General features: G+C 68.3%; 26 protein-coding genes and 1 tRNA gene. 15 read left to right on the top strand and 12 right to left on the bottom strand.

Annotated features, from left to right (window positions below; genetic code table 11):
• Window positions 1–39 precede the first annotated feature (39 nt).
• Window positions 40–795 carry a 2-amino-5-chloromuconate deaminase CnbZ gene (cnbZ, locus tag ACVFYP_RS19510; protein ID WP_499201869.1) on the bottom strand — a complete coding sequence of 252 codons (756 nt, stop codon included), beginning with the start codon at window positions 793–795 and terminating at the stop codon, window positions 40–42.
• Window positions 796–965: 170 nt separating this feature from the next.
• Here cnbZ and ACVFYP_RS19515 point away from each other — a divergent pair, with 170 nt between their 5' ends.
• The 3 genes from ACVFYP_RS19515 to ACVFYP_RS19525 are packed head-to-tail and all read left to right on the top strand — an operon-like array spanning window position 966 to window position 4,839.
• Window positions 966–1,946 (top strand): substrate-binding domain-containing protein, encoded by a 981-nt coding sequence (locus ACVFYP_RS19515; protein WP_499201870.1) that lies wholly within the window; start codon window positions 966–968, stop codon window positions 1,944–1,946.
• 11 nt (window positions 1,947–1,957) lie between these two features.
• Window positions 1,958–2,947 carry a TAXI family TRAP transporter solute-binding subunit gene (locus ACVFYP_RS19520; protein WP_499201871.1) on the top strand — a complete coding sequence of 330 codons (990 nt, stop codon included), beginning with the start codon at window positions 1,958–1,960 and terminating at the stop codon, window positions 2,945–2,947.
• Window positions 2,944–4,839 (top strand): TRAP transporter permease, encoded by a 1,896-nt coding sequence (locus ACVFYP_RS19525; protein ID WP_499201872.1) that lies wholly within the window; start codon window positions 2,944–2,946, stop codon window positions 4,837–4,839. Before ACVFYP_RS19520 ends, ACVFYP_RS19525 begins: the two co-directional genes overlap by 4 nt.
• Here the strand turns inward: ACVFYP_RS19525 and ACVFYP_RS19530 are convergent.
• Window positions 4,827–5,684 (bottom strand): amidohydrolase family protein, encoded by an 858-nt coding sequence (locus ACVFYP_RS19530; protein WP_499201873.1) that lies wholly within the window; start codon window positions 5,682–5,684, stop codon window positions 4,827–4,829. The two genes, ACVFYP_RS19525 and ACVFYP_RS19530, sit on opposite strands and share 13 nt — an antisense overlap.
• Window positions 5,685–5,794: 110 nt before the next feature.
• Here ACVFYP_RS19530 and ACVFYP_RS19535 point away from each other — a divergent pair, with 110 nt between their 5' ends.
• From ACVFYP_RS19535 to ACVFYP_RS19545, 3 genes are all read left to right on the top strand, one after another.
• Window positions 5,795–6,700 carry a LysR family transcriptional regulator gene (locus ACVFYP_RS19535; RefSeq protein WP_499201874.1) on the top strand — a complete coding sequence of 302 codons (906 nt, stop codon included), beginning with the start codon at window positions 5,795–5,797 and terminating at the stop codon, window positions 6,698–6,700.
• 92 nt (window positions 6,701–6,792) lie between these two features.
• A complete protein-coding gene (locus ACVFYP_RS19540; protein WP_499201875.1) occupies window positions 6,793–7,596 on the top strand; it encodes a class II aldolase/adducin family protein in 804 nt (267 codons plus the stop codon).
• A 64-nt stretch (window positions 7,597–7,660) separates the two neighbouring features.
• Window positions 7,661–8,650 carry a Bug family tripartite tricarboxylate transporter substrate binding protein gene (locus ACVFYP_RS19545; RefSeq protein ID WP_499201876.1) on the top strand — a complete coding sequence of 330 codons (990 nt, stop codon included), beginning with the start codon at window positions 7,661–7,663 and terminating at the stop codon, window positions 8,648–8,650.
• Window positions 8,651–8,817: 167 nt separating this feature from the next.
• On the opposite strand, the gene ACVFYP_RS19550 is transcribed toward ACVFYP_RS19545, so the two are convergent.
• Both ACVFYP_RS19550 and ACVFYP_RS19555 read right to left on the bottom strand, forming a co-directional pair.
• Window positions 8,818–9,156: a TfoX/Sxy family protein gene (locus ACVFYP_RS19550; RefSeq protein WP_499201877.1), complete on the bottom strand. Its 339-nt coding sequence runs from the start codon at window positions 9,154–9,156 to the stop codon at window positions 8,818–8,820.
• Between the two features lie 3 nt (window positions 9,157–9,159).
• On the bottom strand, window positions 9,160–9,600 hold the full coding sequence (locus ACVFYP_RS19555) for a GFA family protein (RefSeq protein ID WP_499201878.1): 441 nt from the start codon (window positions 9,598–9,600) through the stop codon (window positions 9,160–9,162).
• Window positions 9,601–9,671: 71 nt separating this feature from the next.
• On the opposite strand from ACVFYP_RS19555, the gene ACVFYP_RS19560 reads away from it, so the two are divergent.
• Window positions 9,672–10,019: a winged helix-turn-helix transcriptional regulator gene (locus ACVFYP_RS19560; protein ID WP_499201879.1), complete on the top strand. Its 348-nt coding sequence runs from the start codon at window positions 9,672–9,674 to the stop codon at window positions 10,017–10,019.
• Between the two features lie 71 nt (window positions 10,020–10,090).
• Here ACVFYP_RS19560 and ACVFYP_RS19565 read toward each other — a convergent pair.
• Window positions 10,091–10,166 (bottom strand) — tRNA-Glu (locus tag ACVFYP_RS19565).
• Window positions 10,167–10,666: 500 nt separating this feature from the next.
• Here ACVFYP_RS19565 and rpoD point away from each other — a divergent pair.
• From rpoD to ACVFYP_RS19580, 3 genes are all read left to right on the top strand, one after another.
• Entirely contained in the window at window positions 10,667–12,499 is a 1,833-nt protein-coding gene (gene rpoD / locus ACVFYP_RS19570; RefSeq protein ID WP_499201880.1) for an RNA polymerase sigma factor RpoD, read from the top strand.
• 101 nt (window positions 12,500–12,600) lie between these two features.
• Complete coding sequence (locus ACVFYP_RS19575) at window positions 12,601–14,028, top strand: protein adenylyltransferase SelO (RefSeq protein WP_499201881.1); 1,428 nt, start codon at window positions 12,601–12,603, stop codon at window positions 14,026–14,028.
• A gap of 39 nt (window positions 14,029–14,067) precedes the next feature.
• On the top strand, window positions 14,068–15,354 hold the full coding sequence (locus ACVFYP_RS19580; protein ID WP_499201882.1) for a DUF2254 domain-containing protein: 1,287 nt from the start codon (window positions 14,068–14,070) through the stop codon (window positions 15,352–15,354).
• 6 nt (window positions 15,355–15,360) lie between these two features.
• Here the strand turns inward: ACVFYP_RS19580 and ACVFYP_RS19585 are convergent, their stop codons facing one another.
• Window positions 15,361–16,095 (bottom strand): cytochrome c oxidase assembly protein, encoded by a 735-nt coding sequence (locus tag ACVFYP_RS19585; RefSeq protein ID WP_499201883.1) that lies wholly within the window; start codon window positions 16,093–16,095, stop codon window positions 15,361–15,363.
• A 468-nt stretch (window positions 16,096–16,563) separates the two neighbouring features.
• Here ACVFYP_RS19585 and ACVFYP_RS19590 point away from each other — a divergent pair, with 468 nt between their 5' ends.
• Window positions 16,564–18,231, top strand: a complete 1,668-nt coding sequence (locus ACVFYP_RS19590; protein WP_499201884.1) for a hybrid sensor histidine kinase/response regulator — start codon at window positions 16,564–16,566, stop codon at window positions 18,229–18,231.
• 77 nt (window positions 18,232–18,308) lie between these two features.
• On the top strand, window positions 18,309–18,479 hold the full coding sequence (locus ACVFYP_RS19595) for a hypothetical protein (RefSeq protein WP_499201885.1): 171 nt from the start codon (window positions 18,309–18,311) through the stop codon (window positions 18,477–18,479).
• A 191-nt stretch (window positions 18,480–18,670) separates the two neighbouring features.
• Here the strand turns inward: ACVFYP_RS19595 and ACVFYP_RS19600 are convergent, their stop codons facing one another.
• Window positions 18,671–19,474, bottom strand: coding sequence for a DNA adenine methylase (locus ACVFYP_RS19600; RefSeq protein WP_499201886.1), 804 nt, complete (start codon window positions 19,472–19,474; stop codon window positions 18,671–18,673).
• A 143-nt stretch (window positions 19,475–19,617) separates the two neighbouring features.
• Here ACVFYP_RS19600 and ACVFYP_RS19605 point away from each other — a divergent pair, with 143 nt between their 5' ends.
• The 3 genes from ACVFYP_RS19605 to ACVFYP_RS19615 are packed head-to-tail and all read left to right on the top strand — an operon-like array spanning window position 19,618 to window position 20,630.
• A complete protein-coding gene (locus ACVFYP_RS19605) occupies window positions 19,618–19,845 on the top strand; it encodes a hypothetical protein (RefSeq protein ID WP_499201887.1) in 228 nt (75 codons plus the stop codon).
• Window positions 19,842–20,114: a hypothetical protein gene (locus ACVFYP_RS19610; RefSeq protein ID WP_499201888.1), complete on the top strand. Its 273-nt coding sequence runs from the start codon at window positions 19,842–19,844 to the stop codon at window positions 20,112–20,114. Before ACVFYP_RS19605 ends, ACVFYP_RS19610 begins: the two co-directional genes overlap by 4 nt.
• Window positions 20,115–20,141: 27 nt before the next feature.
• Entirely contained in the window at window positions 20,142–20,630 is a 489-nt protein-coding gene (locus ACVFYP_RS19615; RefSeq protein ID WP_499201889.1) for a hypothetical protein, read from the top strand.
• A gap of 34 nt (window positions 20,631–20,664) precedes the next feature.
• Here the strand turns inward: ACVFYP_RS19615 and ACVFYP_RS19620 are convergent, their stop codons facing one another.
• The 5 genes from ACVFYP_RS19620 to ACVFYP_RS19640 form a co-directional block, all read right to left on the bottom strand.
• On the bottom strand, window positions 20,665–22,254 hold the full coding sequence (locus ACVFYP_RS19620; RefSeq protein ID WP_499201890.1) for a diguanylate cyclase domain-containing protein: 1,590 nt from the start codon (window positions 22,252–22,254) through the stop codon (window positions 20,665–20,667).
• 220 nt (window positions 22,255–22,474) lie between these two features.
• Window positions 22,475–22,717, bottom strand: coding sequence for a hypothetical protein (locus ACVFYP_RS19625; RefSeq protein ID WP_499201891.1), 243 nt, complete (start codon window positions 22,715–22,717; stop codon window positions 22,475–22,477).
• The gene (locus tag ACVFYP_RS19630) at window positions 22,714–23,379 is read right to left on the bottom strand and encodes a structural protein (protein WP_499201892.1); all 666 of its coding nucleotides are present in this window, start codon (window positions 23,377–23,379) and stop codon (window positions 22,714–22,716) included. The genes ACVFYP_RS19625 and ACVFYP_RS19630 overlap by 4 nt, the downstream gene beginning before the upstream one ends.
• A 58-nt stretch (window positions 23,380–23,437) precedes the next feature.
• A complete protein-coding gene (locus tag ACVFYP_RS19635) occupies window positions 23,438–23,713 on the bottom strand; it encodes a DUF6127 family protein (protein WP_499201893.1) in 276 nt (91 codons plus the stop codon).
• A gap of 115 nt (window positions 23,714–23,828) precedes the next feature.
• Window positions 23,829–24,590, bottom strand: coding sequence for a hypothetical protein (locus ACVFYP_RS19640; protein ID WP_499201894.1), 762 nt, complete (start codon window positions 24,588–24,590; stop codon window positions 23,829–23,831).
• Window positions 24,591–24,600 lie beyond the last annotated feature (10 nt).

The raw sequence follows: 24,600 nt of genomic DNA on the forward strand, positions 1-24,600 counted from the left end.
GCGGCAGTGCTGCCGCAGGATTGGGCAAAGTCGGTGACGTCAGGCCGATAGAACCCTTTCCGTCACAAGGCCGCGGCAATCCATTTCGTAATCGAGCCCCTCCACCGGCGGCCGGCAGAACTGCCAGGTGGCCCCATGCCGCACCGCGCCACGCGCCGCCAGTTCCGACGCCAGGAAGGGGTGGATGTCATAGACGGTATAGACCTGCGTTGCGGTGGTCTGCGCCCAGGTGAAACCCATGGCGGCCATGCGGCGCTCCATCTCCCCCAGCACCCAGCGCGCCTTCTTCAGCAGGCCTTCGGGCGAGGTGTCACCCAGGGCGACGATATGGTCACGATAATTGCCCTTGCCTTCCGCCGCCTCACCGCTGCCGGCGACGACGAAGGACGGCGCGGCATCGGCATCCGGGATCGTATAGCTGAAGGCATGGAAGCCGGGCTCGGCGGGCGGCGACAGCTCCGGGCAGACATTGCTGCGGGCAACGGGGTTCTGGCCGTCCTGCAACACGTCCCATTCGGCCAGCACCGCGGCATAGTCGCGGTTGAAGGACAGGAAGCCATCCTCGGTAAAGGGGGCCGGGGAGCGCAGCTCGCAGGCGCAGAAGGCGTTGCGCGGGCGGCCGATGCCGTCGAGATATGCCGCGATGCGACGCCACCCTTCCGCCATCGGCAAGGGTTCTGAAAAACGCACACGCTCGATGCGAAAACCAGGCAGCGCGGCAACACCGCAGGAATACTGGAACACGCCAGGCACGAAGCGAAATCCCGCCTTCGTCACATCGATTGTCGCAGACATGCTCGGCAAGCTCCTCAAATTGGCAAGTGGTGATTGAAGCCGATGCATCGGCGTCGGGCAATCGCATCCGTTGCGCGAGCGACCCCTTGCGGGGCTTTGCAAAGACCGGGACACTACTTCCATGGCAAGGCGCAACGGCACCGCCAGGCACGATCCGGGAGAACGAAAATATGCTGCGTCCATCGATCGCCGTCTGGGACTATGACCGCACACGGCCCCTGCTCGATGGCCGCATCAAGGTCGAAGGCTGCGATCCGGTCTGGCTGCACGACATGCCGATCGAGACCATGTTCTCCCGCGCGCTCGGACAGTCTGAATTCGATGTGTCCGAACTGTCCTTCAGCAACTTCATGGCACTGACCGCGCGCGGTGCCTGCGACTATGTCGGCCTGCCGATCTTCCCCAGCCGCAGCTTCCGCCACGGCGCCTGGTTCGTGAACCCCGCCGCCGGAATCACGAAGCCCGAAGATCTGAAGGGCCGCCGCATCGGCGTGCGCGAATATTCAATGACCGCCGCCGTCGTCGCCCGCGGGTTGATCGCCGATGAATACGGCGTGCAGGCGGAGGATGTGACCTGGGTGATGGGCGATGTGGACGAGGTGGAGCGCAGCCACATCCCGCTGCCCAGCCTGCCGCCCGGCATCACCGTGGAACGCGCGCCGGATGGCCGGCTGCTGGCGGAGATGCTGCTGGCCGGGGAGATCGACGCGCTGCTGGCCTACAAGCCGCCCAAGGCCTTCGTGAAGGGCACGCCCGGCATCGTCCGCCTGTTCGAGGATTACGAGGCACGTGAGCGTGACTATGCCCAGCGCACCGGCATCTTCCCGGTGATGCATCTGATGGGCATCCGCCGCAGCCTGGCGGAGGCCGAGCCCTGGCTGCCGATGTCGCTGATGGCCGCCTTCACCGCGGCGAAGGACAGCGCCATCGCCGACCTGTCCATCGTGCAGGCGCTGAAGATCGCGCTGCCCTGGACCGCCGGCGAATTCGCCCGCACCCGCGCCGCCCTGGGCGACGACTACTGGCCCTATGGCATCGCCCGCAACCGCAAGGCGCTGGAGGCCCTGGCCCGCTGGCACCACGCGCAGGGCCTGTCGCCACATCCGTTGAAGGTCGAGGACCTGTTCTTCCGCACCACGCTTGGCACCTGAGGAGACCGCCCATGACCCGCGTCACGCGCCGCCTGCTGCTCGCCTCGCCGCTTCTCGCCACCCCTGCTTTGGCCCAACGCCGCTGGTCGCCGGGGGATCGCTTCACCATCCGCATCGCGGCAAGCCAGCCCGTGCATCCGATCTATGCGATCAGCGTCGGCCACAAGGCGCTGGTCGAACGCGCGGTGCCCGGCGTGCGCGTCGACATCGTGGCGACGCAGGGCGGCATCGAGAATGCCAATCTGATCAAGGCCGGCGACGTGGAAGCGGCCAATGGCAACACTGCCGGCGCCTATTCCATCCATCACGGCCGCTTTGAGGCGGAGGGTCATCCGCCCTATCGCGAGTTGCTGTCCTGGCTGCCGGGCTATGACGCGCCGCAGGGGATCATCGTCAATCCCGGCAGCCCGATCCGCAGCTTCTCCGACCTGCGCGGCAAGCGCATTGCACTCGGCCCGATCGGCTCGGGGGCGGAGGCGGTGATGACGGCGACGATCAAGGGCCTCGGCATGACCGATGCCGATTTCGCCACGGTGCTTCGCACCGATCCGCGCCAGGGCTTCAACGCCCTGGCCACCGGCAATGTCGAGGCGGTGCTGTGGGGCACCGCGCATCCGGCCGGCGCCATCACCGAGCAGGTCTCCACGCGCAACGTCGGCTTCGTCAGCTTCACCGAGGCGGAGCTCGCCGGCATGGTGCGCGATGTTCCCTATTTCAACGCGGCGCGCGTGCCGGCCGGGGTCTATGCGACGCAGACCACCGACATGATCTGGCCGAGCACCGGCGTGCACAACTGGATCGCGGCGCGGGTGCCGGAGGAGCTGGTCTACCGCATGACCAAGGCGATCTGGGAAGGGCGGCAGGACCTTGTCACGCGACATTCCTCGCAGCGCTTCCTGTCGGCGGAGATGGTGAAGACCCAGGCCGGCATGGTGCCCTTCCACCCCGGCGCGGCGCGCTACTTCATCGAGGCCGGCATCCTGACAAGCGCCAGCGCGTGACCCATCGCCGGCAGCTCGCGGGGGCCACGCTCGGACTGTGGCTGGGGCTCGGCTTCCTCGGGCTGCTGATGCAGCTCTGGCTGATCTATCTCAATCCGATCAGCCCGCTGCTGCATGCGATGGGCTTCCTGTCGCTGGTGATGGTGCTGGCCTTCCTGCGCTACGCCGCAAGGCCACTCGCACCCGGCGCCAGTCAGGCGGTGCCCTGGTATGACTGGCTGCTGGCGCTGGCCTGCCTGGCGCTGTTCGTGCATGCCAATCTGGATTACGGCCAGTTCGTGCGCCGTGCGGCGGTGCCAAGACCGGATGATGTGTGGATCAGCATCCTGTTCCTCGTGCTGATGATGGAAGCCGGCCGTCGCACCGTGGGTCCAATCCTGCCGATCATTGGCGTGGTCGCCGTGCTCTATGCACTGTCCGGCCAGATCCTGCCCGAAAGCTGGGAGTTTGGGCCGCTGCTGACACTGCGCCGGGTGATCGGCACGCTGACCATGACGGAGCTCGGCATCTTCAGCGAGCCAACCCAGGTGGCGCTGCGCTGGATCTTCCTGTTCATCGCCTTCGGCCAGGCGCTGTCGCTCATCGGTGGCGATGTCTTCTTCGAGCGCATCTCGGTGCGCTTGGCAGGGCATCTGCGCGGCGGGCCGGCCTATATCTCCGTCGTTTCCTCGGCGCTGTTCGGCACCGTCTCCGGCAGCAACGTCGCCAATGTCATGATGGGCGGGCAGGTCACGATCCCGCTGATGGCCCGCGTCGGCTACGGCTCCACGCGCGCCGCGGCGATCGAGGCCGTGGCCTCCACCGGCGGCGCGCTGACGCCGCCCATCATGGGCGCTGCCGCGCTCATCATGGCGGAATTGGCGAACGTGCCCTATGCGAGCATCGTCGCCTCCGCCACCCTGCCTGCCATTCTGTTCTACGTCGCCGTCAGCGCCTATGTGTACGGCGTGACCGTGCGGCTGGGCATCGGCGCCGGCGACCTGCGGGAAGACACTTCCGCCTGGCGCATCCTGCTGACGAACTGGCCCGTGCTGGCCGGCGTGATCTGGCTGCTATGGCGCATCACCGCCTCCTACCCGCTGGAACATGCGGCGCTGCAAGCCACCGCCATCATCCTGTTGGGCGGGCTGTTCACCGCGCGGGAGGCCTATACGCTGCCGCGGCTGCGCGACGCGCTGGCGGGGCTGATTGACGGCACGCTGGAAATTGGCCTCGCCTGCGCCGTCTCCGGCATCCTGGTCGGCGTGATCCTGGTGACGGGCCTGGGCATCGAATTGTCGAGCTTCGTGGTGGAGCTGGGGCGGCAATCCCTACTGGCGGCGCTGGTGGCGACCATGCTGGTGGTCATGCTGCTGGGCATGGCCGTGCCCGGCATCGCCGCCTATATCATCGCCGCCTCCGTCGCCGCCTCGCCGCTGGCGGAACTCGGCGTGCCGCTGGTCGCGGCGCATATGTTCATCTTCTACTTCTCGCTCTTCGCAGGGCTGACACCGCCCGTGGCGCTGACGGCCTTCGCCGCCGCGGGCATCGCGGGGTCGGACCCCTTCCGCACTGGCTTCCTCTCCATGGTGATCGCGGCACCGGCCTATCTGCTGGCCTATTTCATGGTGCTACAGCCGCAGCTTCTGTTGCTGGGCGGCACGCCACTGGAAATCGGCCTGGCCTTTGTGAGCGCCGCCCTGGGCGTCACCGCCTTTGCCCTTGGCACGGCCGGCGGCTGGTTCGGGCGGCTTGGCGCCCTGCCCCGCCTGGCGCTCGTCGCCGCCGGCGTGTTGCTGGTCGATGCCGGCTGGATCACTGACGTGGTGGGCGTGGCCCTGCTGGTCGCGGTGGGCCTGGCGAACCGGCGAGCGGCGCGCCTGCCCGCAACCCTGCTTCCTCAGAAGTCGTAGAGGCGAGCCGGATTGTCGACCAGGATACGGCGCAGCACCGCCGTATCGCCGGCCCATCCGGCCAGACGCGCCAGGGCGCGCGCATCATCCACCTCGCTGAAGGGATGCACGTCCCCGGCCGCGAAGCCCGGCTTCACGCCGGAATGCGGGAAGTCGGAGCCCCAGACCACACGGTCCGGATTGGCCGCGATCAGCGCCCGGGCGACGGGCGCCATATCCGCGGCGTCCGGCTGGCCAGACAGGCGATGCGCTGCCGAGACCTTCACATGCGCCACGCCCTGCCGCAGCCAGCCACAGAGCGTGGCGAAGCCGGGCTGGTCCATACCGCCCGCCGCCGCGGTGCGGCCGAAATGGTCCACCACCACGCCACAGGGCAGGCCGGGCACCAGATCGGCCAATGCCGCGATCACCGCCAGGTCGGTGTAGATCTGCACATGCCAGCCAAGCGGCGCGACCCGCGCCGCCGTCTCCGCCAGCAAGCGGCCTGCGAGGCCGGCATCGGACCGCCCAGCGGTGTGCAGGTTCAGCCGCACCCCGCGCACCCCGGCGGCGTGCAGCCGATGCAGGCTGGCATCCTCCATCGCCGCATCGATCACCGCGACGCCGCGGGCGCGGGCCGGGCCAAGCTCCGCCAGGGCCTGCTCCATGCCGGAATTGTCGGTGCCATAGGTACTGGGCTGCACCAGCACCACGCGGTCCAGCCCCAGCCCCTGCTGATGCGCCAGAAGCTGGGCCGTGGTCAGCACGCCCGGCGTATAGCTGCTGGCAGGGTCGAGCCAATGGCCCTCGGGGAAGACGTGGGTGTGGCAGTCGCAGGCGCCGGGGGGCGGGGTGATTCTGTCCATGCGCGCAGGCTCGCCGCCCCGCGCCGCGCCGTCCAGATGGGGATTGCGATGGTTTCCATCAATCCGCTTTATGGCCTAGCCTGCGGCAAGGGAGAGCCTTCGCCACCGCCATGAATCTGCGCCAGTTCGAGGTGTTCCACGCCATCATGCGCACCGGCACCGTCACCGGCGCGGCGCGGCTGCTGAACGTCACCCAGCCTTCCGTCAGCACGGTGCTGAAGCATCTGGAGGCGCAGCTGCGCTTCCGCCTGTTCAACCGCATCGGCGGCCGCCTGCAACCGACGCCGGAGGCGCAGGCGCTGCTGCCGGATATCGATGCGGTGTTCAGCCGCCTGGCCGCGGTGCAGCGGCTGACGCAGGACCTGGCGGGCGGCAGGCTCGGCACGCTCTCCGTCGCCGCCGCCTTCCCGATCGCCAATGGCTACCTGGCCCGGGCGGTAGCGAGCTTCCTCACCGGCCGGCCGGGCATGCGGGTGGCGCTGCAATCCCTGACCTCGCCCCAGGTGGTGGACCGCGTGGCGAGCCGGGAGGTGGAGTTGGGCGTGGTGCATGAGCCGGTGGGCAGCACGGAGGTGGACACCGAATTGCTGCTGCACAGCTCGCTCGCCGCCGTGCTGCCGGCCGAGCACCCTCTGGCGCGGCTGGAGCGGATTCCGGTGGCGGCGCTGGCCGAGCATCCCATCGTCACCTACTTGCCGCAGAACCTGTTCCGCTTCCATGTCGACCGCGCCCTGGCCGAGGCCGGCATCGCGCCGCGCATCGTGGCGCAGGTCACCGTATCCCTCACCGGCATCATGCTGGCCCAACACGGTGCGGGCATCGCGCTGGTGGAGCCGCTGATGCTGCGCAGTCTGGATTTTCCGGGGCTGGTGGCACGCCCGCTGGACCCGCCCGTGGCCTTCGAAACGGTGCTGATCCGGCCACGCGGCACGCCCGATTCCACGGTGCTCGCGCGCTTCGTCGGGCATCTGCGCAACGTGCTGCGCAGCGAGGGTCTGCTGCCGGCTGGGCATTGATGCGATCAATACCCCGCCCAAAGCTTCCTATTGGACGCCGGCAGCCCGTTGGAGGAGCATCCGGCCCAATCAACCGTGAGGAAACCCGCGCCATGGATATCGCCGCTCCGCGCTACGACACCAACTGGCCCTCGATCCGCGATCAGGTGAGCGCCACCGAATGGCAGGCACGCTGCGACCTGGCAGCCTGCTACAGGCTGGTCGACGTCTATGGCATGACGGATCTGATCTACAATCACATCACACTGCGCATCCCTGGTACGGACCATCTGCTGATCAACCTCTACGGGCTGCTGTACAAGGAGATCACCGCGACCTCGCTCGTGAAGATCGACGTCGAGGGCAATGTCATCTGGAAGCCGGATACCGACTACGTCATCAACAAATCCGGCTACGTGATCCACGGCGCGATCCATAAGGCGCGGCCGGATGTCGCCGCGGTGCTGCACACGCACACCCGCGCCGGCATGGCCGTGGCGGCGATGAAATGCGGGCTGCTGCCGCTTAGCCAGACCTCCATCCGCTTCGTCGGCCATCTCGGCTACCACGATTATGAAGGCCCCGCCGTCGATCTGTCGGAGCGGGAGCGCATCGTCGCCGATCTCGGCCCGCATGACGCGCTGATCTTCCGCAACCACGGGCTGCTGACCTGCGGCGCCACGCTGCAGCAGGCCTTCAACACCATGTACCAGCTGGAAATGTCCTGCCGCGCCCAGGTGGATGCGATGAATTCCCGCACCGATCTGCTGGTGCCGGATGAGGCGACGCTCGCCAAGACCGCGCATCTGTACCAGCCCGGCGCACGCCGCCCCTATGGCGTGCTGGAATGGCACGCCATGCTGCGGCGCCTGGAAGCCGAGCAGAAGAATTCCGGCTACCCGCCCTACTGGGTCTGATGTTTCGCGCAATCCGCCGCAGAGCGGATCGGTCCGCCGCGGAGCGGATAAGGAGGATACGACAATGACCCCGACCATCGGGCGGCGCCTGCTGCTGGGCGCCACCGCCGCGACTCTGGCCGCGCGCGGCGCTACCGCTCAGGGCAATTGGCCGGATCGGCCGATCCGCTTCGTGGTGCCCTTCGCGGCCGGCGGCAACACCGACGTGCTGGCACGCCTCTATGGCGCGCATATCTCCCCTAAGCTGGGCCAGCCCATCGTGGTGGAGAACCGCAGCGGCGCGGCCGGTGCCATCGGGACGGAGGCCGTGATCCGCGCCCGGCCGGACGGCTACAACCTGCTGATCGGCAGCCCGGGTTCCATCGTCAACAGCCCGCTGCTGATGGCGAACAAGCGCTTCGATCCGATCTCCGAGCTGACCTTCGTCGCCATGTTCGGCCAGGTGCCGATGGTGATCATCGTGCAGCCCTCCCTGCCCGTGCGGACCTTGCCGGAGCTGGTGGCCTATTCGAAGGCACAACGGAATGGCGTCACCATCGGCACCTCCGGCATCGGCGGGGCCAACCACCTGCCGCTGGAGCTGTTCAAGGCGGAAACCGGCGCGAACCTGGTGCATGTGCCCTATCGCGGCGGCGGCGCCACCCTGCCCGACTTCGTGGCCGGCAACGTCGATGGCATCCTGATCGAACTGTCCAGCGTGCTCGACCTGCATCGCGACGGGCGCGGCCGCATCCTGGGCGTGGCCGCGCCCCAGCGCTCGCCGCAGACGCCGGAGGTGCCGACCTTCATCGAGGCTGGCTATCGCGACTTCCTGGCGGCGTCCTTTGTTGGTCTCTTCGCTCCCACGGGCACGCCGGCGCCGGTGATCGGCCGGCTTCAGACGCTGATTGGCGAGGCGGCCAACGACCCGGACATCCGCGCCCGCCTGCTCTCCTTCAGCGTCAACCCGCCCACGCCGGAGGAACTGACCACGGACCACTTGGCGCGCTTCCTGCAGGGCGAGGTCGCCAAGGCCCGGCGCGCCATTGAGATCGCGGGGCTGAAGCCGGAATAGCTTGCGGCGGCTGGGAAAGGCCTACAGGTCCGCAAGACCCGGAACAGCTCGCGCAAGTTGAGCAGTGCGAGGGGGCAATTCGATGGGCCGGCGCCCGAAAAGGCGGTTTCGCGCGCGCCCGTCGATCCATCCGTCGAGGAACGCCATCGTCTCCTGGGTCAAGAGCGTCATTTGGGCGGCAGACTCCTCGCATGAGCCAAGGCGAGATCGCGCCAGCTCCGGAGCAGTTCGTCGTCGCAGCTCTCTCCGTCGACGAAATAGAAGCCTGGCATCGGCCGGTCGCCGAGGACCATCGGAGTGCCCTGGGGCAGGGCGGCGGCCGCCTCATTGCCCTTGCCGACGCGGAACATGAAGCGGCGCTCGCCTTTCTTCGAACGGTCGGCGCCACAAACCATATGGCCGCCCAGGAAGAAGCAGACGCCACCCATCATCGGCTTTTCCGAAATCGCCGGCCCTTCGCCAAGGGCGGCGCGCATGCGCAGCGTCAGGTCCTTGTCAAAGGCCATTCCTCAAAGCCCCGCCACGACCGCCTGAGGACCGCCCTGGGGCATTTCATCGAAGACCGGCTTGCTCCTGTCGAGCGGCGCCCAGGCAGGGGCGCGGCTGGCATAGACGGTCATTTGCGGCTCGACCGCGTCCAGGTCATCGAGGCTGGACACACGAATGAAGGTCATGCCGGGCATCGCCGAATTGCGCGAGAAGATGGCGGAGCCGCATTCCGGGCAGAAGCCGCGGCTGACGATGGCGCCGCTATCCGCGGGCCGGTCGTGCAGTTTGATCACCCCGGTGGCGGAGAAGGCCGCGTCAGGCACCAGCGCATGGGTGCAATGGGTGGTGCCGCTGCTTTTGCGGCAATCCACGCAGTAGCAATTCCCGACCATCAGCGGCTGGGCTGTCACCCTGTACCGCACGGCGCCGCACAGGCAGCCACCCTCCGGAGCTTTGGTCATCGCTGGTCCCCTTGATCCGATCATGGGTGGGGCCGATGGTAACTCTAGAATTGCAAGTTACAAGGGACTATATGACGACGCACCGCTCGCCTTGTCCGATCGCCACCACCCTCGACATCGTCGGCGACCGCTGGACGCTCGTCATCTTGCGCGACCTCATCAACGGCAAGTCGCGCTACTCCCAGTTCCTGACCTCGCCGGAGCGGATCACCACCAACATTCTCGCTGACCGGCTGGAGAAGATGGAAGCGGCAGGCCTGGTCGAACGATCGCCCTACCAGGAGCGACCCGTGCGCCATGCCTATCGCCTGACCGATATGGGGCGCGCGCTCCAGCCAATGCTGCGCGAGATGTGCCGCTGGGCGAATCGCCACGTCCCGGGCACTTGGACTCCGCCCGAAAGCTTCATGCGGGACTAGGTGCCGCCAAGCTTCACCGAGCCGCAGACAGAAGCGCCGGGCTTCGTCGCGGAAGCTTTGTTGGGTGGAGATGGTGCCCCGTACGGGATTCGAACCCGTGTTACAGCCTTGAAAGGGCCGTGTCCTAGGCCTCTAGACGAACGGGACAGGTCTGGGATGGCCGGCGTATGGCGTCCGGGCGGCGCCCGGTCAAGCCCCTGCGAAGAAGGACAATGTGGCACGCGCCCCGCAGCGCCACATCGAGGCGGTAAAATAGCTGCCCGCCAAGACTATAGGGCGCAATTTTAAGGATATATTCACATATCCCGTCCCTGATGCTGCCCCGAATACGGGCCGAGTCCCACCCTGACGCCGGTTGCCCGCCACCGTCCGCGGCAACAGCAACCGGCCAGATGGGATCGAGCTATGCAGAAAAGCCGGGACAAAGTCAGGGTTTCATCCGATAAGGGGTGTTCGTGCGGGCCCGAACTCCCATATGGCCCACTCGCCGTCATGGCGGCGCGTCCCCCTTTCCTTGCCCTCCCCGCCCGCCGGCGAACCCGCGCGGAAGGGAAGGTGTCATCGGTGGTGGGGCGCCATTTGGGTATGGCTTGATGACCAACGGACCTTCGACCGCGGTGGCGGGGCGAAGAGGAGCGAATCGACAGATGGACGGCATGTTCGCACGCAAGGCGACCGATCGGGACGACATGGCCGGGGCCGACGCCCTGCCCTTCGACCACGCCGCCGGCCCGGGCCTGGCGGATCATGACGCCTTCGACACGGAACTCGTCGCCGATCCGTTGCCGATGGACGAGATCGACGACGCAGCCGGCTCTTTGCTGGAAGAATTCGGCCTGGGCAATGCCACGGGTGACGATTCCCGCCGCGACAGCCCCGATGACGAGGAGGCGCTGAGCCCCTCCCTGGCCGCCGATGATTCGAACGAGGCCTCGGACGGCCAGCCCGCCGGGCGCAATATCTCGGCCGCTGCGGCCGCCGCCGCCAGCCGGTCGGACGACCCGGTGGCGCTGTTCCTGCGCGAAATGGGCGTGGCCGAGCCGCTGACGCGGGAGGCGGAGATCGCCATCGCCCAGCGGATCGAGGCCGGGCGCGATGCCATGCTGGCCGCGCTGTGCGAAAGCCCGACCACCGCCGCTGCCCTGACCGCCTGGCGCGACGCCATCGCCGCCGGCCGCATGCCGCTGCGTGACGTGATCGAGCTGGAGGCGACCGCCGCCGCCAATCTGCCGGAGGAGACGCTGCTGGAGCCGGCGGTGGAGGGCGAAGAGCCCGGCGCCGAACTGCCGCACGCGACCATCGACGCCCGGCTGAAGCCGGAGGCCATTGCCGCCATCGAGACGGCGCTGGAAGGCCTCGCCACGCTGCGCGCCGCCGGGCCGAAGGCCGCGGAAGCGCGCCAGACGGCGGTGGAACTGGTCACCGGCCTGCGCCTGCGCCCGGCGCGGATCGAGGAGCTGATCGAGCGGCTGCGCGATGCCAACCGCGCCCTGATGATGCTGGACGGCCGCGCGCTGCGCCTGGCCGAGGCCGCGCGCATCAGCCGTGGTGACTTCCTCAAGCTGTGGAACGGCGCCGCCACCGGTGCCACGGAGCGGCTGGAGGCCGTCGCCAAGGGTGCCGCCCAGCGCGACATGAAGGCCGGTATGGTCGAGGTGCGCGCCGAGCTGGAGCGGATCGAGACGGCCTGCGGCCTGACCGCGCCGCAGCTTCGCCGCCTGCATGCCGAGGCTGCCAGCGCCGAGCGCGACATGCGCCGGGCGCGGGAAGAGCTGACGCGGGCCAATCTGCGGCTGGTCGTCTATATCGCCCGCAAATACCGCAATCGCGGCCTGATGCTGGGCGACCTGATCCAGGAAGGCAGCCTGGGGCTGATGCGCGCGGTCGAGAAGTTCGACTGGCGCCGCGGCTTCAAGTTCGCCACCTACGCCACCTGGTGGATTCGCCAGTCGGTCACCCGCGCCATCGCCGATCAGTCCCGCACCATCCGCGTGCCGGTGCATATGACGGAGACGGTGGGCAAGGTCGTCCGCACCGGCCGCCGCCTGGCCCAGCAGACGGGTCGGGAGCCGACGCCGGAAGAACTGGCGAACCGCCTCGGCATGCCGCTGGAGAAGGTGCGCACGGTGCAGGGCCTGGCGAAGGAGCCGGTGAGCCTGGAGGCCCCGATCGGTGAGGAGGGCGATGCCAAGCTCGGCGACCTGATCGAGGACCGCGACGCCATCCTTCCCTTCGACGCCGCCGCCCGCGCGGGTCTGCGCGACGCCGCGGGCAAGGTGCTGGGCGATCTGACGCCGCGTGAGGAACGCATCCTGCGGATGCGATTCGGCATCGGCATGAACAGCGAGCACACGCTGGAAGAAGTCGGCCGCACTTTTGGCGTGACCCGCGAGCGCATCCGCCAGATCGAGGCGAAGGCGCTCGGCAAGCTGCGCCAATCCTCCCAGGGCCGCGCGCTGCGCAGCTTCCTCGAGGTGTGACGCGCGGCGGGGCGCCGCTTCACGGCGCCCCGCGACTTCCGCACCACGAAGGCCCCTCACCCGACCCCGTCATCCGTTGGGGACGGGGCAGGAGGCGCCGCATGATCCCCTTCGACAATTCCTACGCCCGCCTGCCGGACCGCTTTTATGCCCGGCATAGGCCCGTGCCGGTCGCGGCACCGCGGCTGATCCGCCTGAACCATGCCTTGGCAGAACAGCTCGGCCTGGACCCGGCGCTGCTGACCGCCGATGTGCTGGCGGGCAACAGCGTGCCTGACGGGGCGGAGCCCATTGCCCAGGCCTATGCCGGGCACCAGTTCGGCCATTTTACCCCCCAGCTTGGCGACGGCCGCGCGATCCTGCTGGGCGAGGTGCTGCGGCGCGACGGGCAGCGGCGCGACATCCAGTTGAAGGGCGCTGGCCGCACCCCCTTTTCGCGCGGCGGGGATGGGCGGGCGGCGCTCGGCCCTGTGCTGCGCGAATACATCGTGAGCGAGGCCATGGCGGCGCTCGGCGTGCCCACCACCCGGGCGCTGGCCGCCGTGACCACGGGCGAGGATGTGATGCGGGAGGTGCCGCTGCCCGGCGCGGTGCTGACCCGCATCGCCGCCAGCCATATCCGCGTCGGCACCTTCCAGTTCTTCGCCGCGCGTGGCGATGTGGAGGCGGTGCAGATCCTGCTGGACCACGCCATCGCCCGGCATGATCCGGCGGCGGCGGACGCCCCCCGCCCGGCACTGGCCTTCCTGCGCGGCGTCGCTGGGCGGCAGGCGCGTTTGGTGGCGCAGTGGATGGGCCTCGGCTTCATCCATGGCGTGATGAACACCGACAACATGACGGTCTCCGGCGAGACCATCGACTACGGCCCCTGCGCCTTCATGGAGACCTATGACCCGGCGGCGGTTTTCAGCGCCATCGACCATGCCGGGCGCTATGCCTATGCCAACCAGCCGCGCATCGCGCAATGGAACCTGGCCCGGCTGGCGGAAGCGCTGCTGCCCCTGTTGGCGGAGGAGGAGGAAGCGGCGGTGCAGGCGGCAACCGCCGTGCTGACGGACTATGGCCAGGCCTTCCAGGCCGCCTGGCTCGATATCTTCCGGGCCAAGACCGGCCTCGCCGGGGCCGAGGAGGGCGATGCGGCGCTGATCCAGGACCTGCTGACCCGCATGGCGGAGGCGGAGGCGGATTTCACCCTGACCTTCCGTGCCCTGGCGGAGGGGCCGGACGCCGCGCGGCTGCACTTTCCCGACCCCACAGGCTTTGATGCCTGGGCCGAGGCCTGGTCCGCCCGGCGCGCGCGCGGGGCGCTGGAAGCCGCGGCGATGCGCGCGGCGAATCCCGCCTTCATCCCGCGCAACCATCTGGTGGAGGAGGCGATCGCCGCCGCCGTCTCCCGCGACGACTTTGGGCCCTTCGAGACTCTGGTGACGGTGCTTGCCCACCCCTACGAAGACCAGCCGGACTACGCCCGCCTCGCACTGCCGGCCCAGCCCGAGGAGCGGGTGTTGCAGACCTTCTGCGGCACCTGACAGAAGGTAGCCGCCCATGAATACGCCGGATCATCGTTCATGAAGGCCGCGCGGCTTCGGCAGATGCTGGCCGATCTGCGCGCCTCCTTCTGGGTTCGCCCGGCGGCCATGACGCTGGGCGCCATCCTGCTGGCCGAGACCCTGGTGCGGATGGATGGCGTCATCGGCCTGCCCGACATGCTGGATGACTGGATCTATGCGGGCGGTGTCGGCGGTGCGCGGGATGTGCTCGGCACCATTGCCAGTGCGACCATTGGCGTCGCCGGCACCACCTTCTCCATCACCGTGGCGGCGCTGACGCTCGCCTCCAATCAGATGGGGCCGCGACTGCTGCGGAACTTCACCAGCGATGCCGGCAATCAATACGCATTGGGCGCGCTGGTCGCGACCTTCGCCTATGCGCTGGTGGCGTTGCGCTCGATTCATGAATCGGAGGACGTCGCCTTCGTGCCGCAGCTCGCCGTCTCGGTCGGGCTGCTTTTCGCCTTTGGCTGCGTGGGGGTGCTGATCTGGTTCCTGCATCATGTCGCCAGCTCGATCAGTGTCGATCCGGTGGTGGCCCAGGTGCAGCAGGAACTGACAGCGGCGCTGGCGGCGGTGACGATCGACAATCCGGCGGAGGAGCCGGCGGAGCTGTCGCTCCCCGCGAATGCCGCGCCCTTGCGGGCGCCTGGCTCCGGCTATCTGCGGGTGCTGGATGACGCGACCCTGGTGGACTGGGCGGTGGAACACGACGCGCTGCTGCAACTGGATATCCGGCCAGGCGGCTTCGTCTTCCCCGGCAGCGTCGTGGGATGCGTCCGGCCCGAGGGCTTGCAGGGGGAGGCCCAGCAGCTTCTCGCCAAGGCCCTGGTGCTCGGCGACAGCCGCAGCGTGGAACAGGATTTGGAATATGCGGTGCGCCAGCTCGTGGAGATCGCGCTGCGCGCCCTTTCCTCCGGCATCAACGACCCCTTCACCGCCATCGGGGTGCTGGACCGGCTGGGGGCCGCGCTCTGCGGTCTCGCCGGGCGTGGCCTGCCGACAGGGCGCGTCTGGCGCGACGAACGCCTGCGCCTCATCTACCCAACCTCCGATTATGAGGGGCTGGTGGACGCCATGTTCCACATGCTGCGCCAGTCCGGCGCGTCCCAGCCCGCGGTGATGATCCGGCTGCTGGAGGTGCTCGCGGTGGTGGCGCAGGTGGAGACTGCCCCGCAGCGCCGCGCCACGCTGCGCCGGCACATCACCCTGGCCACGGCCGCCGCGCTGGAAGGGACAGGCGATGCGGCGGCGCGTGATGCCATCGAGGCCCGCCAGCGGGCGGCACTGGCCGCCGCCGCCTGAGAGTCCTCAGGCGCGCAGGGCGCCCGGCCGCAAGGCCCGCGCCAGGCCCAGACCGAGCACCAGCACGAAGATCAGCCCGCCCGGCACCCACATCAACAACCCGCCCAGCTGCTGGTCGGCCAGAGGTGTGAAGCCCCAGGGCAGCGTCACATCCGGCGCATGAACTGCGTAGAGCGGCCGCGGCGCGAAGGTCAGCAGCGCACCCAGCGCGCCCATCTGGATGGCGGTGGCCAACGCGCCGATCACGGCCGCCAGCGGACGTGCCGGGCCGTGCCGCAGCAGCGCGGCCCAGAACCATGTGGCGGCGAAGGCCAGCGACGCATGCATCAGCCAATAGGCCACGCCATCCGCCGCGAAGGTGGCAGCGTAGGGGCCGGGCACATGCCACAGCCACAGCAGCACGGCGAAACAGGCGGTGGGCAGCGCGACACCGGACAAAGCGACGCTGCGCAGGCGCACCGCCGCCATGGCCAGCAGCGGTGCGGCGCCCAGCACCACCACCAGATGCTGCGTCACCCGAACGCTGAACAGCGCCACCGAGAGGCTGCACAGGGGGGATACCAGCGCCAAAGCCAGCATCGCCCAGCCCGCCATCGGCCAGCCCGCCGCCCTGCCCTGCCGCCGTTCCGTCCAGGCCAGGGCGGCGGCGCCGAACAGCAGGCCCGCGAGCAGGATGGGATGCGTATTCCAAACGGCCCCGCCCGGCAGGGGCGGCGGGCCGCAGAATGGAATGGCGATCATGGCGAAGTCCCCGCGAATCCTGGATCCATGCGCGGCACGCGCATCGTCTCAGCGTGAACGAGGCAGACCGCAACGGGTTGCGGAGTCAGCCCGACTTGGCCACCCGGGACGGCAACTGCTGACCAGGGGATGACGACTAGGGCGTGACATCGGCGCGGCGCGGATAAGACCCAACGCTGCATCACGCCGAAGATTTGTGACGTCAGCGCGAGCCGGTCCCGACGCTGCTGACCGATCGGCGTCCCCAAACCGGCGCCGGAGTGCGCGGGACCTGTCCGACTGAGGAGGCGGTCAAGAAGATTGGTGCCCCCCCGGCGCGCCGTCCTTCCGCAGCGGAAAGTCCTGACGGACGGGCTGAAAGCTCTCCGTAGTGGCCGCCAGGTTCGCGAAGTGTTGAATCAGCCAGGCCGGGGCCTTAATACAACGCCTCGCGCGACCGCGCGGAATCATTCCCCGAATGAGGCTGCATTGGCCCTGATATCCAGTTCCTGGTGGCGTTCCCGTCGCGTCGCCGGCACTGGCACAGCAGGCGGCTATCTTCTCGGCATCGGTCTTTTTGCAGCGGCCCTGGCGGGCCGCTTTGCCCTCGTGTCGATCCTGCCGCCGCTCGGATTTCCGTTCCTGACGTTCTTCCCCGCGGTGCTGCTGGCCACCTATTTCGCTGGATTGGGCCCAGGCCTGCTGACGGGGGTGCTGAGCATCCTGGCTGCCTGGTACTTCTTCATCGAGCCCTATGCTTCCTTCGCGCTCGGCACCACGTCCGATAAAATCGCCCTCATCTTCTTCGTCGCGATCATTCTTGTCGACATCCTGGTCATCCACCGCATGAACTCCGCCGTGGCCCGGTTGGCGGAGGAGCAGCAGCGCAGCGCGCGTCTTGCGGAAGAATTGCAGCGGTTGAACACCTCGCTCGAGGAGCGGGTCCGCATTGAGATCGCGGCGCGAGAAGCGGCGCATATGAAGCTGGCGCAGGATCAGCGGCTGCGGGCCCTTGGACAGCTCGCCGGCGGCGTGGCGCATGATTTCAATAACATCATGCAGGCGGTGCAGAGCGGGGCCAGCCTGATGCGCCGCCGTGCGGACAGCCCTGATGCCGTGCGGCATCTGGCGCAGATGGTTGAGCAGGCGACGCAGCGCGGCGCTTCAATCACCCGACGGCTTCTCTCCTTCGCACGACGGGGCGAGATGCATCTGGAACCTGTCGATCCCGCCAGCCTGGTGCATGGATTGCGGGAGATCTTCTGGCACACCCTGGGCACGCATATGGAGATCAGGATCGACGTCGATCCTGATCTGCCCAGGCTCCTCACCGACCCAGGTCAGCTTGAGACGGTCCTGGTCAACCTGGCGACGAATGCGCGCGACGCGATGCCGGGAGGCGGTATTCTGACACTCAGCGTGACCGAGGAAGACCTGTCGCCGGAGAGCGCGGGCGCATTGGGATTGGAAAGCGGCCGCTACGTGAAGTTCACCGTGCTGGACACCGGAGAGGGAATGACCCCGGACGTTCTCATGCGGGCCGGTGAGCCCTTCTTCTCCACCAAAGTTGTCGGATCGGGCACAGGGCTCGGCCTGGCGATGGCACGAGGCTTTGTCGAGCAATCGGCCGGGGCGCTCATGATCGAAAGTGCTCTCGGCATGGGCACCGCGGTCACAATCAGGCTCCCCGCCGCCCCGCCAACCGAAGGGGGCGAGCAGCCGCGATGCCTGCCCGATGTGGCACTGCCGCGGCGCCGCATCCTGTTGGTCGAAGACGACACGCTGGTACGCGATTTCCTCGCCGAGAGCCTGGGCGAACAGGGCTTTCCCGTGGTGCGGGCCAGCAGTGGCGCTGGCGCGCTGGCTTTGCTGGCGGCCGGTGAGCGGCCGGATGTGCTTGTGACGGACTATGAGATGCCGGGGATGGATGGCCTCGCCCTCATCGATGCAGCCCGCGCATCTTCGGCACTGAACAGGCTTCCCGTCATTCTGCTGACGGGCAAGGTGGAGCAGGGTCTCGACCGCATTTTTTCCGAACGCGCCGCTGCCGATCCGCTGCTGCGGATCATGCGTAAGCCGATCAGCGTCGAGGATCTGGCGAACGAGTTGGTGTCACTGGATCGACCGGAACAGGAAGAGCGTTTGCACAGCGCCTGACCTGCGAGGGGATGAGCAGCGGCGCTACAACACAGTCAGGCCGCACAGCGCGGGGCTATAGGCCACCGGCGCCGGAGGTGGTGTTTCTCGGCCGCCGCCCCAGGCTACAGCGTGAGGAACAAACCCTCGCGGGCCGCGTCCGTCGTGACGCCCATGGCATCCAGCGCGTCGTCGTCGCACGACGGATCGTGGTGGAACAGCACCAGGCGGCCGATATCGGCTGCCTCGACGAGAAATTTGGGGTCTAATTGCTTGATATTGGTGGGCGCTGTAGGGCTCGAACCTACGACCCGCTGATTAAGAGTCCGGTAAAAATCGCACGAAATCAGGGCACTGTCAGAAAGTCGGCGGCCAGCGAAAAATCAGCTCAACGAAACGAAAAAAGCCGCCCCGTGGGGGTTACCCACGAGGCGGCGCTCAGCATCAAGATGAAGGACGGTCAGCGCCGGCCGCTGATCAGCAGCTCATGAACGCGTGGCTTCTGCGCGCCGCCGGCGACCGGGTAGTGCACGGCCACCTCCTCGATCTTGAAGCGCCCAAAGATCTTCCGGACCTCCGGGGCGTCGTTGATCGACATGAGAAAGCGGCCTTGCAGCCCCGCCAGCAGCTCGGCCAGGTGGTCGAAGTCCGATGGAGCGAAGATCCCGTTGCCGTAGTAGGTCTCGCACCGGAAGTAGGGCGGGTCGAGGTAGAACAGCGTGCCGGGGCGGTCGTAGCGCCGAATGAAGTCGGCATAGGCCAGCTGCTCGATGGTGACCTCTGCCAGCCGCGCATGGGCGGCGTGCAGCAGAGGCTCGAGCTTCGCGGGGTTCAGCTTGCCGGGCGCCCCGGGTGCCACGCGAAACACCCCGTCCAGCAGCCCGCCATAGGCCATGCGCTGAAGGCTGATGAAGCGGGCGGCACGCTCGATGTCGGTTAGGGTGGTGGGGTCGGTGGCGCGCAGCCGGCCGAAGTCCTGACGGCTCGCCAGCTGCCAGCGCAGGCAGTCCATGAGGGCGGCCGGATGGCGCTGAAGGACCCGGAACAGGGTCACCACATCGCCGCTGATGTCGTTGATCACCTCGGCGCGCGGCCGGCGGCGTCGCCGTAGAAAGACGCCCCCCATGCCGATGAAGGGCTCCGCATAGGTGAGGTGCGGCAGCGCCTCCAGGCGGGGGATGATGTGCTTGGCGAGGTTACGTTTTCCTCCCACCCAAGGCGCGACCGGCACGGCCGCGGGGGCGGGCAAAAGACTCGACTCCATGTTCTCTTTTCGTTCTAGTGTGCCCCGCCTCCAGTCGGAGGTGGTGGGCGGTTCATCCGTGCATGGTCCTCGGCCATGCGGTTCGGGCAGTGGCAGCTGCCTGACCCCGCCTCCCCGATCAAAGCGGAGAACGGAGAGGGTGGATGAAGGAGCCGAATCGGTCGGCGATCCCTGGTTGGTTGGTCCCGGCCTGGCCTCGGCTGATCGCCAGCCGGGATGCCGCGCTGGCCGCCGGCGCGCCGCCCGAGCAGGCGCTGGGGGCGGCGCGGGCGACGGCGGCCGAGATCCTGTCGCCGGCGCTGCCGGCCTATGTGCTGCGGGAGGCGATGATGATCCTGGCGGCCGAGATGGCGGAGCGAGACGCGCCATGAGGCTGTTTCGCCTGCGACCGCGGCCAGAGATGCTGTGGCATGCCGACTGGATGGCGACCTCGCATCTGGGGGAGTGCCTGGTCAGCGCCCGGGATGAGGCGGAGGCGCGGGGCCTGGCGCGGGTGCTGTTCACCCGGCAGGGCTTGGTGCCCTATGACGCCGATCCCTGGGGGCGGGGCGACCTGGTTGAGGTGGCGACCGCCTTTCGCGCCCTGCCGCTGCCGCACGGCGTGGTGGTGGCGCTGCCGCCGCCCGCCGTCGCGCCGTAGCCAAGACCAGGTGGCACAGCGCCGAGCATGGGTAGCAACCGGCTGGATGGCCGCCCCTCCCCCACCTCGCCGCTTTGGCATGCCGAGGATGCGACGCTCGTCCTGAAGTGTGCCTGCGGCCGACAGGAGAATGTGCGGGTGCGGGACCTGTTCGGCGGGCAGAACCGGGACGAGGTTCTGTGGCGGCTGGTTTCTCGCCTGCGATGCAGCTGTGGCGCGCGGCCGCGGGCGCTGGATGTCTCCACCACCCTGACGCCGACCCGCTATGCCTGGGCCGAGCGCATGACGGTCGACCAGGCGGCCCGGAACGGGTTGTTGCTGAGGCCCTGCTGCCTGCAATGCGGCCATCTGGGGGAGGAAATCGCGGCGCGCAGCCTGGTGGAGCGCCATCGCGGCCGAACCCTCATGCAGATCTGCAAGCGCCTGCGCTGCGGGGGCTGCGGCAAGGTGGGCCATGTGGGGGTGCATAGCTACCCGGCTGGCATGCCTTATCGACCGCCTCCGCCCACGGGGTGAGATCGTCCATCGGCTCGGCCAGCTGGCTGTCCATCTAACGGCTTCCGTGCCCCTGCCCGCGGTTTTCTTCGTTATCGGCCAAGCTTCGACGGCGCTTTGCACGGTACAATGCAGCGTCGGCGTACTCGATGCCCGCATCGATGTCCTCGGCGTCCCGAGGGATGATGGCGGCGCCGACGCTGCAGCCGAGAGACATTGGGCCCATAGACGTGGGAAGCCCGGCAGCCAGTGCCGCTTGGAAGCGGACGGTCACCTCGGTCGCCGCAATCTCAGCCTGTTCTGTCGGCCCGCGCAGGCAGATCAGGAACTCGTCTCCGCCCAGCCGAACGGCACAGTCGCCCTTTCTCACTTCACCCTCCAGCCAGCGCCCGATGGCGACCAGCACGGCGTCGCCGGCAGCATGGCCGAGACGGTCGTTGATCGGCTTGAAGCCGTCCAAATCCATCATGAGCAGTGCGCAGTCCCGCTCAGCCTCTGGATGGGTGGTGCGCCATTCGGCGAACCCAGCTCGGTTGAGCAGCCCTGTCAGCCGGTCTCGAAACGCGGCGTCTCGCAGTCGGCGAAAAGTCGCCGCGACCCGCTCGATCTCGCCAGCGCCAGGATGAGCATCGGAACCCTCGTTGAGACTGCGGAGCGCGGAGCTGAAGCGCCCAACAAGCCTGCCCGCTAGCACACCGCCCGCAGTCGCGACCCCGAGCGTGGTAAGGGCGAGACCAAGGGCCAGAGCCAAGAGGGGGCCAAGTGCTTCGGCGCGGTCGCGCCGCGCGAGCACCACCCACCCAAGGCCCGGATGACCTTCGATACCCTGCGAGCGGGCAAAACCGACTATGCTGTCACCGTCCTGTAGCTGCCCGGTCGACTGCCTCGAGCGCCCTCGTTCCCCGGCTTCTGCAAAGAGGGTCGGATTAAGGTCGCTATCGGGGCCCAGCAACACCACCCCGCCGCTACCCAAGACGAACAAGTCGGGTGCCGGCTGCTCAGTGGACCCGCGCATCATCTCCTGACGTACGCCTTCGGCCCACCTCCAGTTCATGAAGCCGGCAACCACGCCCAAAGCGCGGCTCTGGTGGTCGACGACGGGCGCCGCGGCATCCACAAAGTTGGCTGATTCACCGCCCTCTGACGAGGGTAATGCGCGGGCCAGCATCACCGCTTGGCGTACCTCACCCAAAAAGACACCATACTGGCCCTCCTGAAACCAGGGTCGGGCAGAAGCATTCTGCCCCTCCAGCACGCCGCCCGTGGCGGCGATGATGGTGCCGGTCATGTCGGCAAAGCCAATCCAGGAGAATTCCAGCGAACGGGTCTTCAGATCGTTGAGTAGTCGTCGGAGTGTCGCCCTGTCCTGCGGTTCCTGCCGAAAAGCACCGAAGTTCGCGATGAGGGAGACATCTCGTGACCAAGCCTGAAGGCCATTGTCCAAGCGCGCAGCCATAGCCTGCGCCAGTGAGGTCAGGCGCTTGCCATGATCTGCGATGAGTCGATCACGCTCCGCGAGAACGACCAAGGTCGACACGAAGCCGCTTAGCAAGAGGCAAATCGCGCCGGTTACCAGGGCAGCCCGCATCTTCGAGGGCAGCAAAGGAAACAGAACTCGGACTGACGGGATGCGAGAGAATCTCATGGGCACCCGCCCTATTACAACCATAGAGGGCACGCCAATCAAAACTGATCCCCAATAGTTGTATTCCTTGCGAGGATCGGGACGAATATTGAATACTAAAGCGCTCTACCACCCACAAAGCCGGCGTCCGGCCAGGTTATGAGCTAGGATGTCGCGGGCGGTGGCGTCGGTCAGGCTGTCGCTGCGGCTGACCAGGATGGGCCGCCAGGGGCCGCAGGGGTCAGTCGCGGCGCCAGTCCCGGCGCAGCCGCTCAGCAGCAGCAGGGTCACGAGCCACATCACGATCCACCGCATCCCGAACCTCCCGCCTGTTGAGCGCCGCCTGCGCCTGGTCCAGCGCCGTATCGCGCCGCGCCTGGCGCCGGCCGGCCAGGTACGCGCTGCCGATCGCCGCCAGCACCGCCGCGGCGATCGTCAGCCAGCCCTGCATCCGGCCCCAGAAGCCGGTGAGGATCCCGATCACGCCAGCGCCTCGGCGCGGTCGCGGCGGCGGGTCAGGATCACCGACAGGGCGGTGACGGCCACCGCCACGATCAGCGCCACGCCGGTCCATTGCGGCAGCCCGCCCAGCGAGGAGATGACCGAGGCCGCCGGCGCGGCCACGGCGACGGCTGTGGCGACGGAGCTGGCGCCGCGCCCGGTGCCGGTGGCGGCCGCCTCCAGCACGGTGGCCACCGGCCGGACGATGCCGGCGCGGCGCAGGCCCTCATCGATCACCGCGTCCGCGTAGGGCTGGCCGCCGAGCTCGTGGTGGATGATCGCCTCGACCATCGGCCGCATCGTCTCGTAGCGCTGGAGGTCGATGGTCGCGTCAGGATCCACGCCGAGCGCTTCGGCGACGCCGTGCACATAGGCGCCGGTGTCGTTCTCCTTGGGCGGGGCCCAGCGTTTGATGATGCCGCGGACGGTGCGCAGGCCGTGGCGATCCTGGTAGGTGGTCAGCAGCGCCGCCAAGGCGCGGATGCCGTATTCGTGGCTTTCGAAGCGCGCAAAGCGGCGCCGCTCGGCCGGCAGCCAGAGATCGCCGAGGCCGATCTGCCCCTGCCACTTGTTCGCCGGCACATAGTCGATGTTGCCGGGGTTGCGGTTGCGATAGCCGCGCGTCTCCTCAAGCCGAATGGCCATGATGGTGCTCCGTGATGTGGGGGGTGATGCCGCCGTGGATGATGACCGGCCGTGCGGCTCAGCGCGGCGGCGCGCTGCCGCCGATCCAGTTCAGGGCAAAGCCAGCGGCGAGCGCGGCAAGGATGGCGATGGTCGCGGCGCGGACCACGGTCTCCCAGGCCACGCGCCGGGCGGTGCGCCAGGCCGAGAGCAGATCGCGCACCTCGGCCAGATCCTTCACGCTGGCCTCATCGGCGAGGCCAAGGCGCGCGAGCGCGCGCTTGGCGCCCGCCTCGGCGGCATGGTCGAGCAGGTCGCGCAGCTCCGGCGCGGTGAGGTGGATGCGGTCGCTCATGCACGTTGCGCCCAAAATCGCGAGGGTGTTGGCGTGTCGCGCCAGGACGGCGCGCCGCCAAGGATGCGCGCCAGGATCTCCGCCTGGCTCAGCGCGGCGGAACGTCGAGCGCCCCTCACCGCACCACGATGCCCCGCGCGGCCATCCGGGCCTTGCTCCTGGCATAGATCGCCAGCAACTCCTCCGCGCTCACCGCCCGGTCATAGACGATCGGCTCGGCGATCGCCGGCGCGCCGGTGATCCAGGAGCTGTTGTTGTAGTAGGCGTTGCCGAGGGCAACGCGGCCGCCGCCACTGCTCAGCGTTCGGCCCGCCGGCATGGCTGCCACCACGGGGGCCGCGCCGCCGATGTGCTGGATCGCGTGCCGGTCGCCAGCCACCTCCGAGGCCAGGCTCTCCGACAAGGCGACGAACATCCAGTCGCCGACCGCGATGCCGGCAGGCCAGGCCTGGGCGATGAACGCGCCGCCGATGGACGACCGCAGCTCGGTCGCGGAGGTGGTGACGTGCAGGGACGATCCGCTGCCATCCGCAAATCGCAGGCTGCCGCCGAGGATCGTATTGGCGCCAGGTGCGGGCCGGCGCACCACCATGCATAGGGTCTGCTGAAGGCTGTCGAGCTTGGGGGTGAGCAGCGCATTGCCGACCCCACTCACGGTGGCGAATGCCTCGGCAAAGCTCGGCCCCGCCCCCTGAAGCGTCAGCGCCACATTGCGCGAGACGTCGATCAGCGATGTGGGGTCAGGCCCCAGCAGCCAATGGCCCAGCGCATCCGCCTCCAGCGGCGTGCCGAACACCGGCCGCGCGGCGCTCAGATCAATGCTCGGCAGGTCGGGACGGTCGGAGGCGACGGGCAGGCGAAAGAAGGTGAGGCTCATGATCGCGGCT

The organism is Roseomonas sp. F4, from assembly GCF_053891155.1.

Bases quoted from the DNA above. Each gene is read 5' to 3' on its own strand.
- ACVFYP_RS19515 (WP_499201870.1), top strand. From the start codon at position 966: ATGCTGCGTCCATCGATCGCCGTCTGGGACTATGACCGCACACGGCCC.
- ACVFYP_RS19545 (WP_499201876.1), top strand. From the start codon at position 7,661: ATGACCCCGACCATCGGGCGGCGCCTGCTGCTGGGCGCCACCGCCGCG.
- ACVFYP_RS19575 (WP_499201881.1), top strand. From the start codon at position 12,601: ATGATCCCCTTCGACAATTCCTACGCCCGCCTGCCGGACCGCTTTTAT.
- cnbZ (WP_499201869.1), bottom strand. From the start codon at position 795: ATGTCTGCGACAATCGATGTGACGAAGGCGGGATTTCGCTTCGTGCCT.
- ACVFYP_RS19640 (WP_499201894.1), bottom strand. From the start codon at position 24,590: ATGAGCCTCACCTTCTTTCGCCTGCCCGTCGCCTCCGACCGTCCCGAC.
- ACVFYP_RS19540 (WP_499201875.1), top strand. From the start codon at position 6,793: ATGGATATCGCCGCTCCGCGCTACGACACCAACTGGCCCTCGATCCGC.
- ACVFYP_RS19605 (WP_499201887.1), top strand. From the start codon at position 19,618: ATGAAGGAGCCGAATCGGTCGGCGATCCCTGGTTGGTTGGTCCCGGCC.
- ACVFYP_RS19555 (WP_499201878.1), bottom strand. From the start codon at position 9,600: ATGACCAAAGCTCCGGAGGGTGGCTGCCTGTGCGGCGCCGTGCGGTAC.
- ACVFYP_RS19520 (WP_499201871.1), top strand. From the start codon at position 1,958: ATGACCCGCGTCACGCGCCGCCTGCTGCTCGCCTCGCCGCTTCTCGCC.
- ACVFYP_RS19580 (WP_499201882.1), top strand. From the start codon at position 14,068: ATGAAGGCCGCGCGGCTTCGGCAGATGCTGGCCGATCTGCGCGCCTCC.
- ACVFYP_RS19530 (WP_499201873.1), bottom strand. From the start codon at position 5,684: ATGGACAGAATCACCCCGCCCCCCGGCGCCTGCGACTGCCACACCCAC.
- ACVFYP_RS19635 (WP_499201893.1), bottom strand. From the start codon at position 23,713: ATGAGCGACCGCATCCACCTCACCGCGCCGGAGCTGCGCGACCTGCTC.
- ACVFYP_RS19630 (WP_499201892.1), bottom strand. From the start codon at position 23,379: ATGGCCATTCGGCTTGAGGAGACGCGCGGCTATCGCAACCGCAACCCC.
- ACVFYP_RS19620 (WP_499201890.1), bottom strand. From the start codon at position 22,254: ATGAGATTCTCTCGCATCCCGTCAGTCCGAGTTCTGTTTCCTTTGCTG.
- ACVFYP_RS19585 (WP_499201883.1), bottom strand. From the start codon at position 16,095: ATGATCGCCATTCCATTCTGCGGCCCGCCGCCCCTGCCGGGCGGGGCC.
- ACVFYP_RS19610 (WP_499201888.1), top strand. From the start codon at position 19,842: ATGAGGCTGTTTCGCCTGCGACCGCGGCCAGAGATGCTGTGGCATGCC.
- ACVFYP_RS19560 (WP_499201879.1), top strand. From the start codon at position 9,672: ATGACGACGCACCGCTCGCCTTGTCCGATCGCCACCACCCTCGACATC.
- ACVFYP_RS19615 (WP_499201889.1), top strand. From the start codon at position 20,142: ATGGGTAGCAACCGGCTGGATGGCCGCCCCTCCCCCACCTCGCCGCTT.
- ACVFYP_RS19550 (WP_499201877.1), bottom strand. From the start codon at position 9,156: ATGGCCTTTGACAAGGACCTGACGCTGCGCATGCGCGCCGCCCTTGGC.
- rpoD (WP_499201880.1), top strand. From the start codon at position 10,667: ATGGACGGCATGTTCGCACGCAAGGCGACCGATCGGGACGACATGGCC.
- ACVFYP_RS19600 (WP_499201886.1), bottom strand. From the start codon at position 19,474: ATGGAGTCGAGTCTTTTGCCCGCCCCCGCGGCCGTGCCGGTCGCGCCT.
- ACVFYP_RS19535 (WP_499201874.1), top strand. From the start codon at position 5,795: ATGAATCTGCGCCAGTTCGAGGTGTTCCACGCCATCATGCGCACCGGC.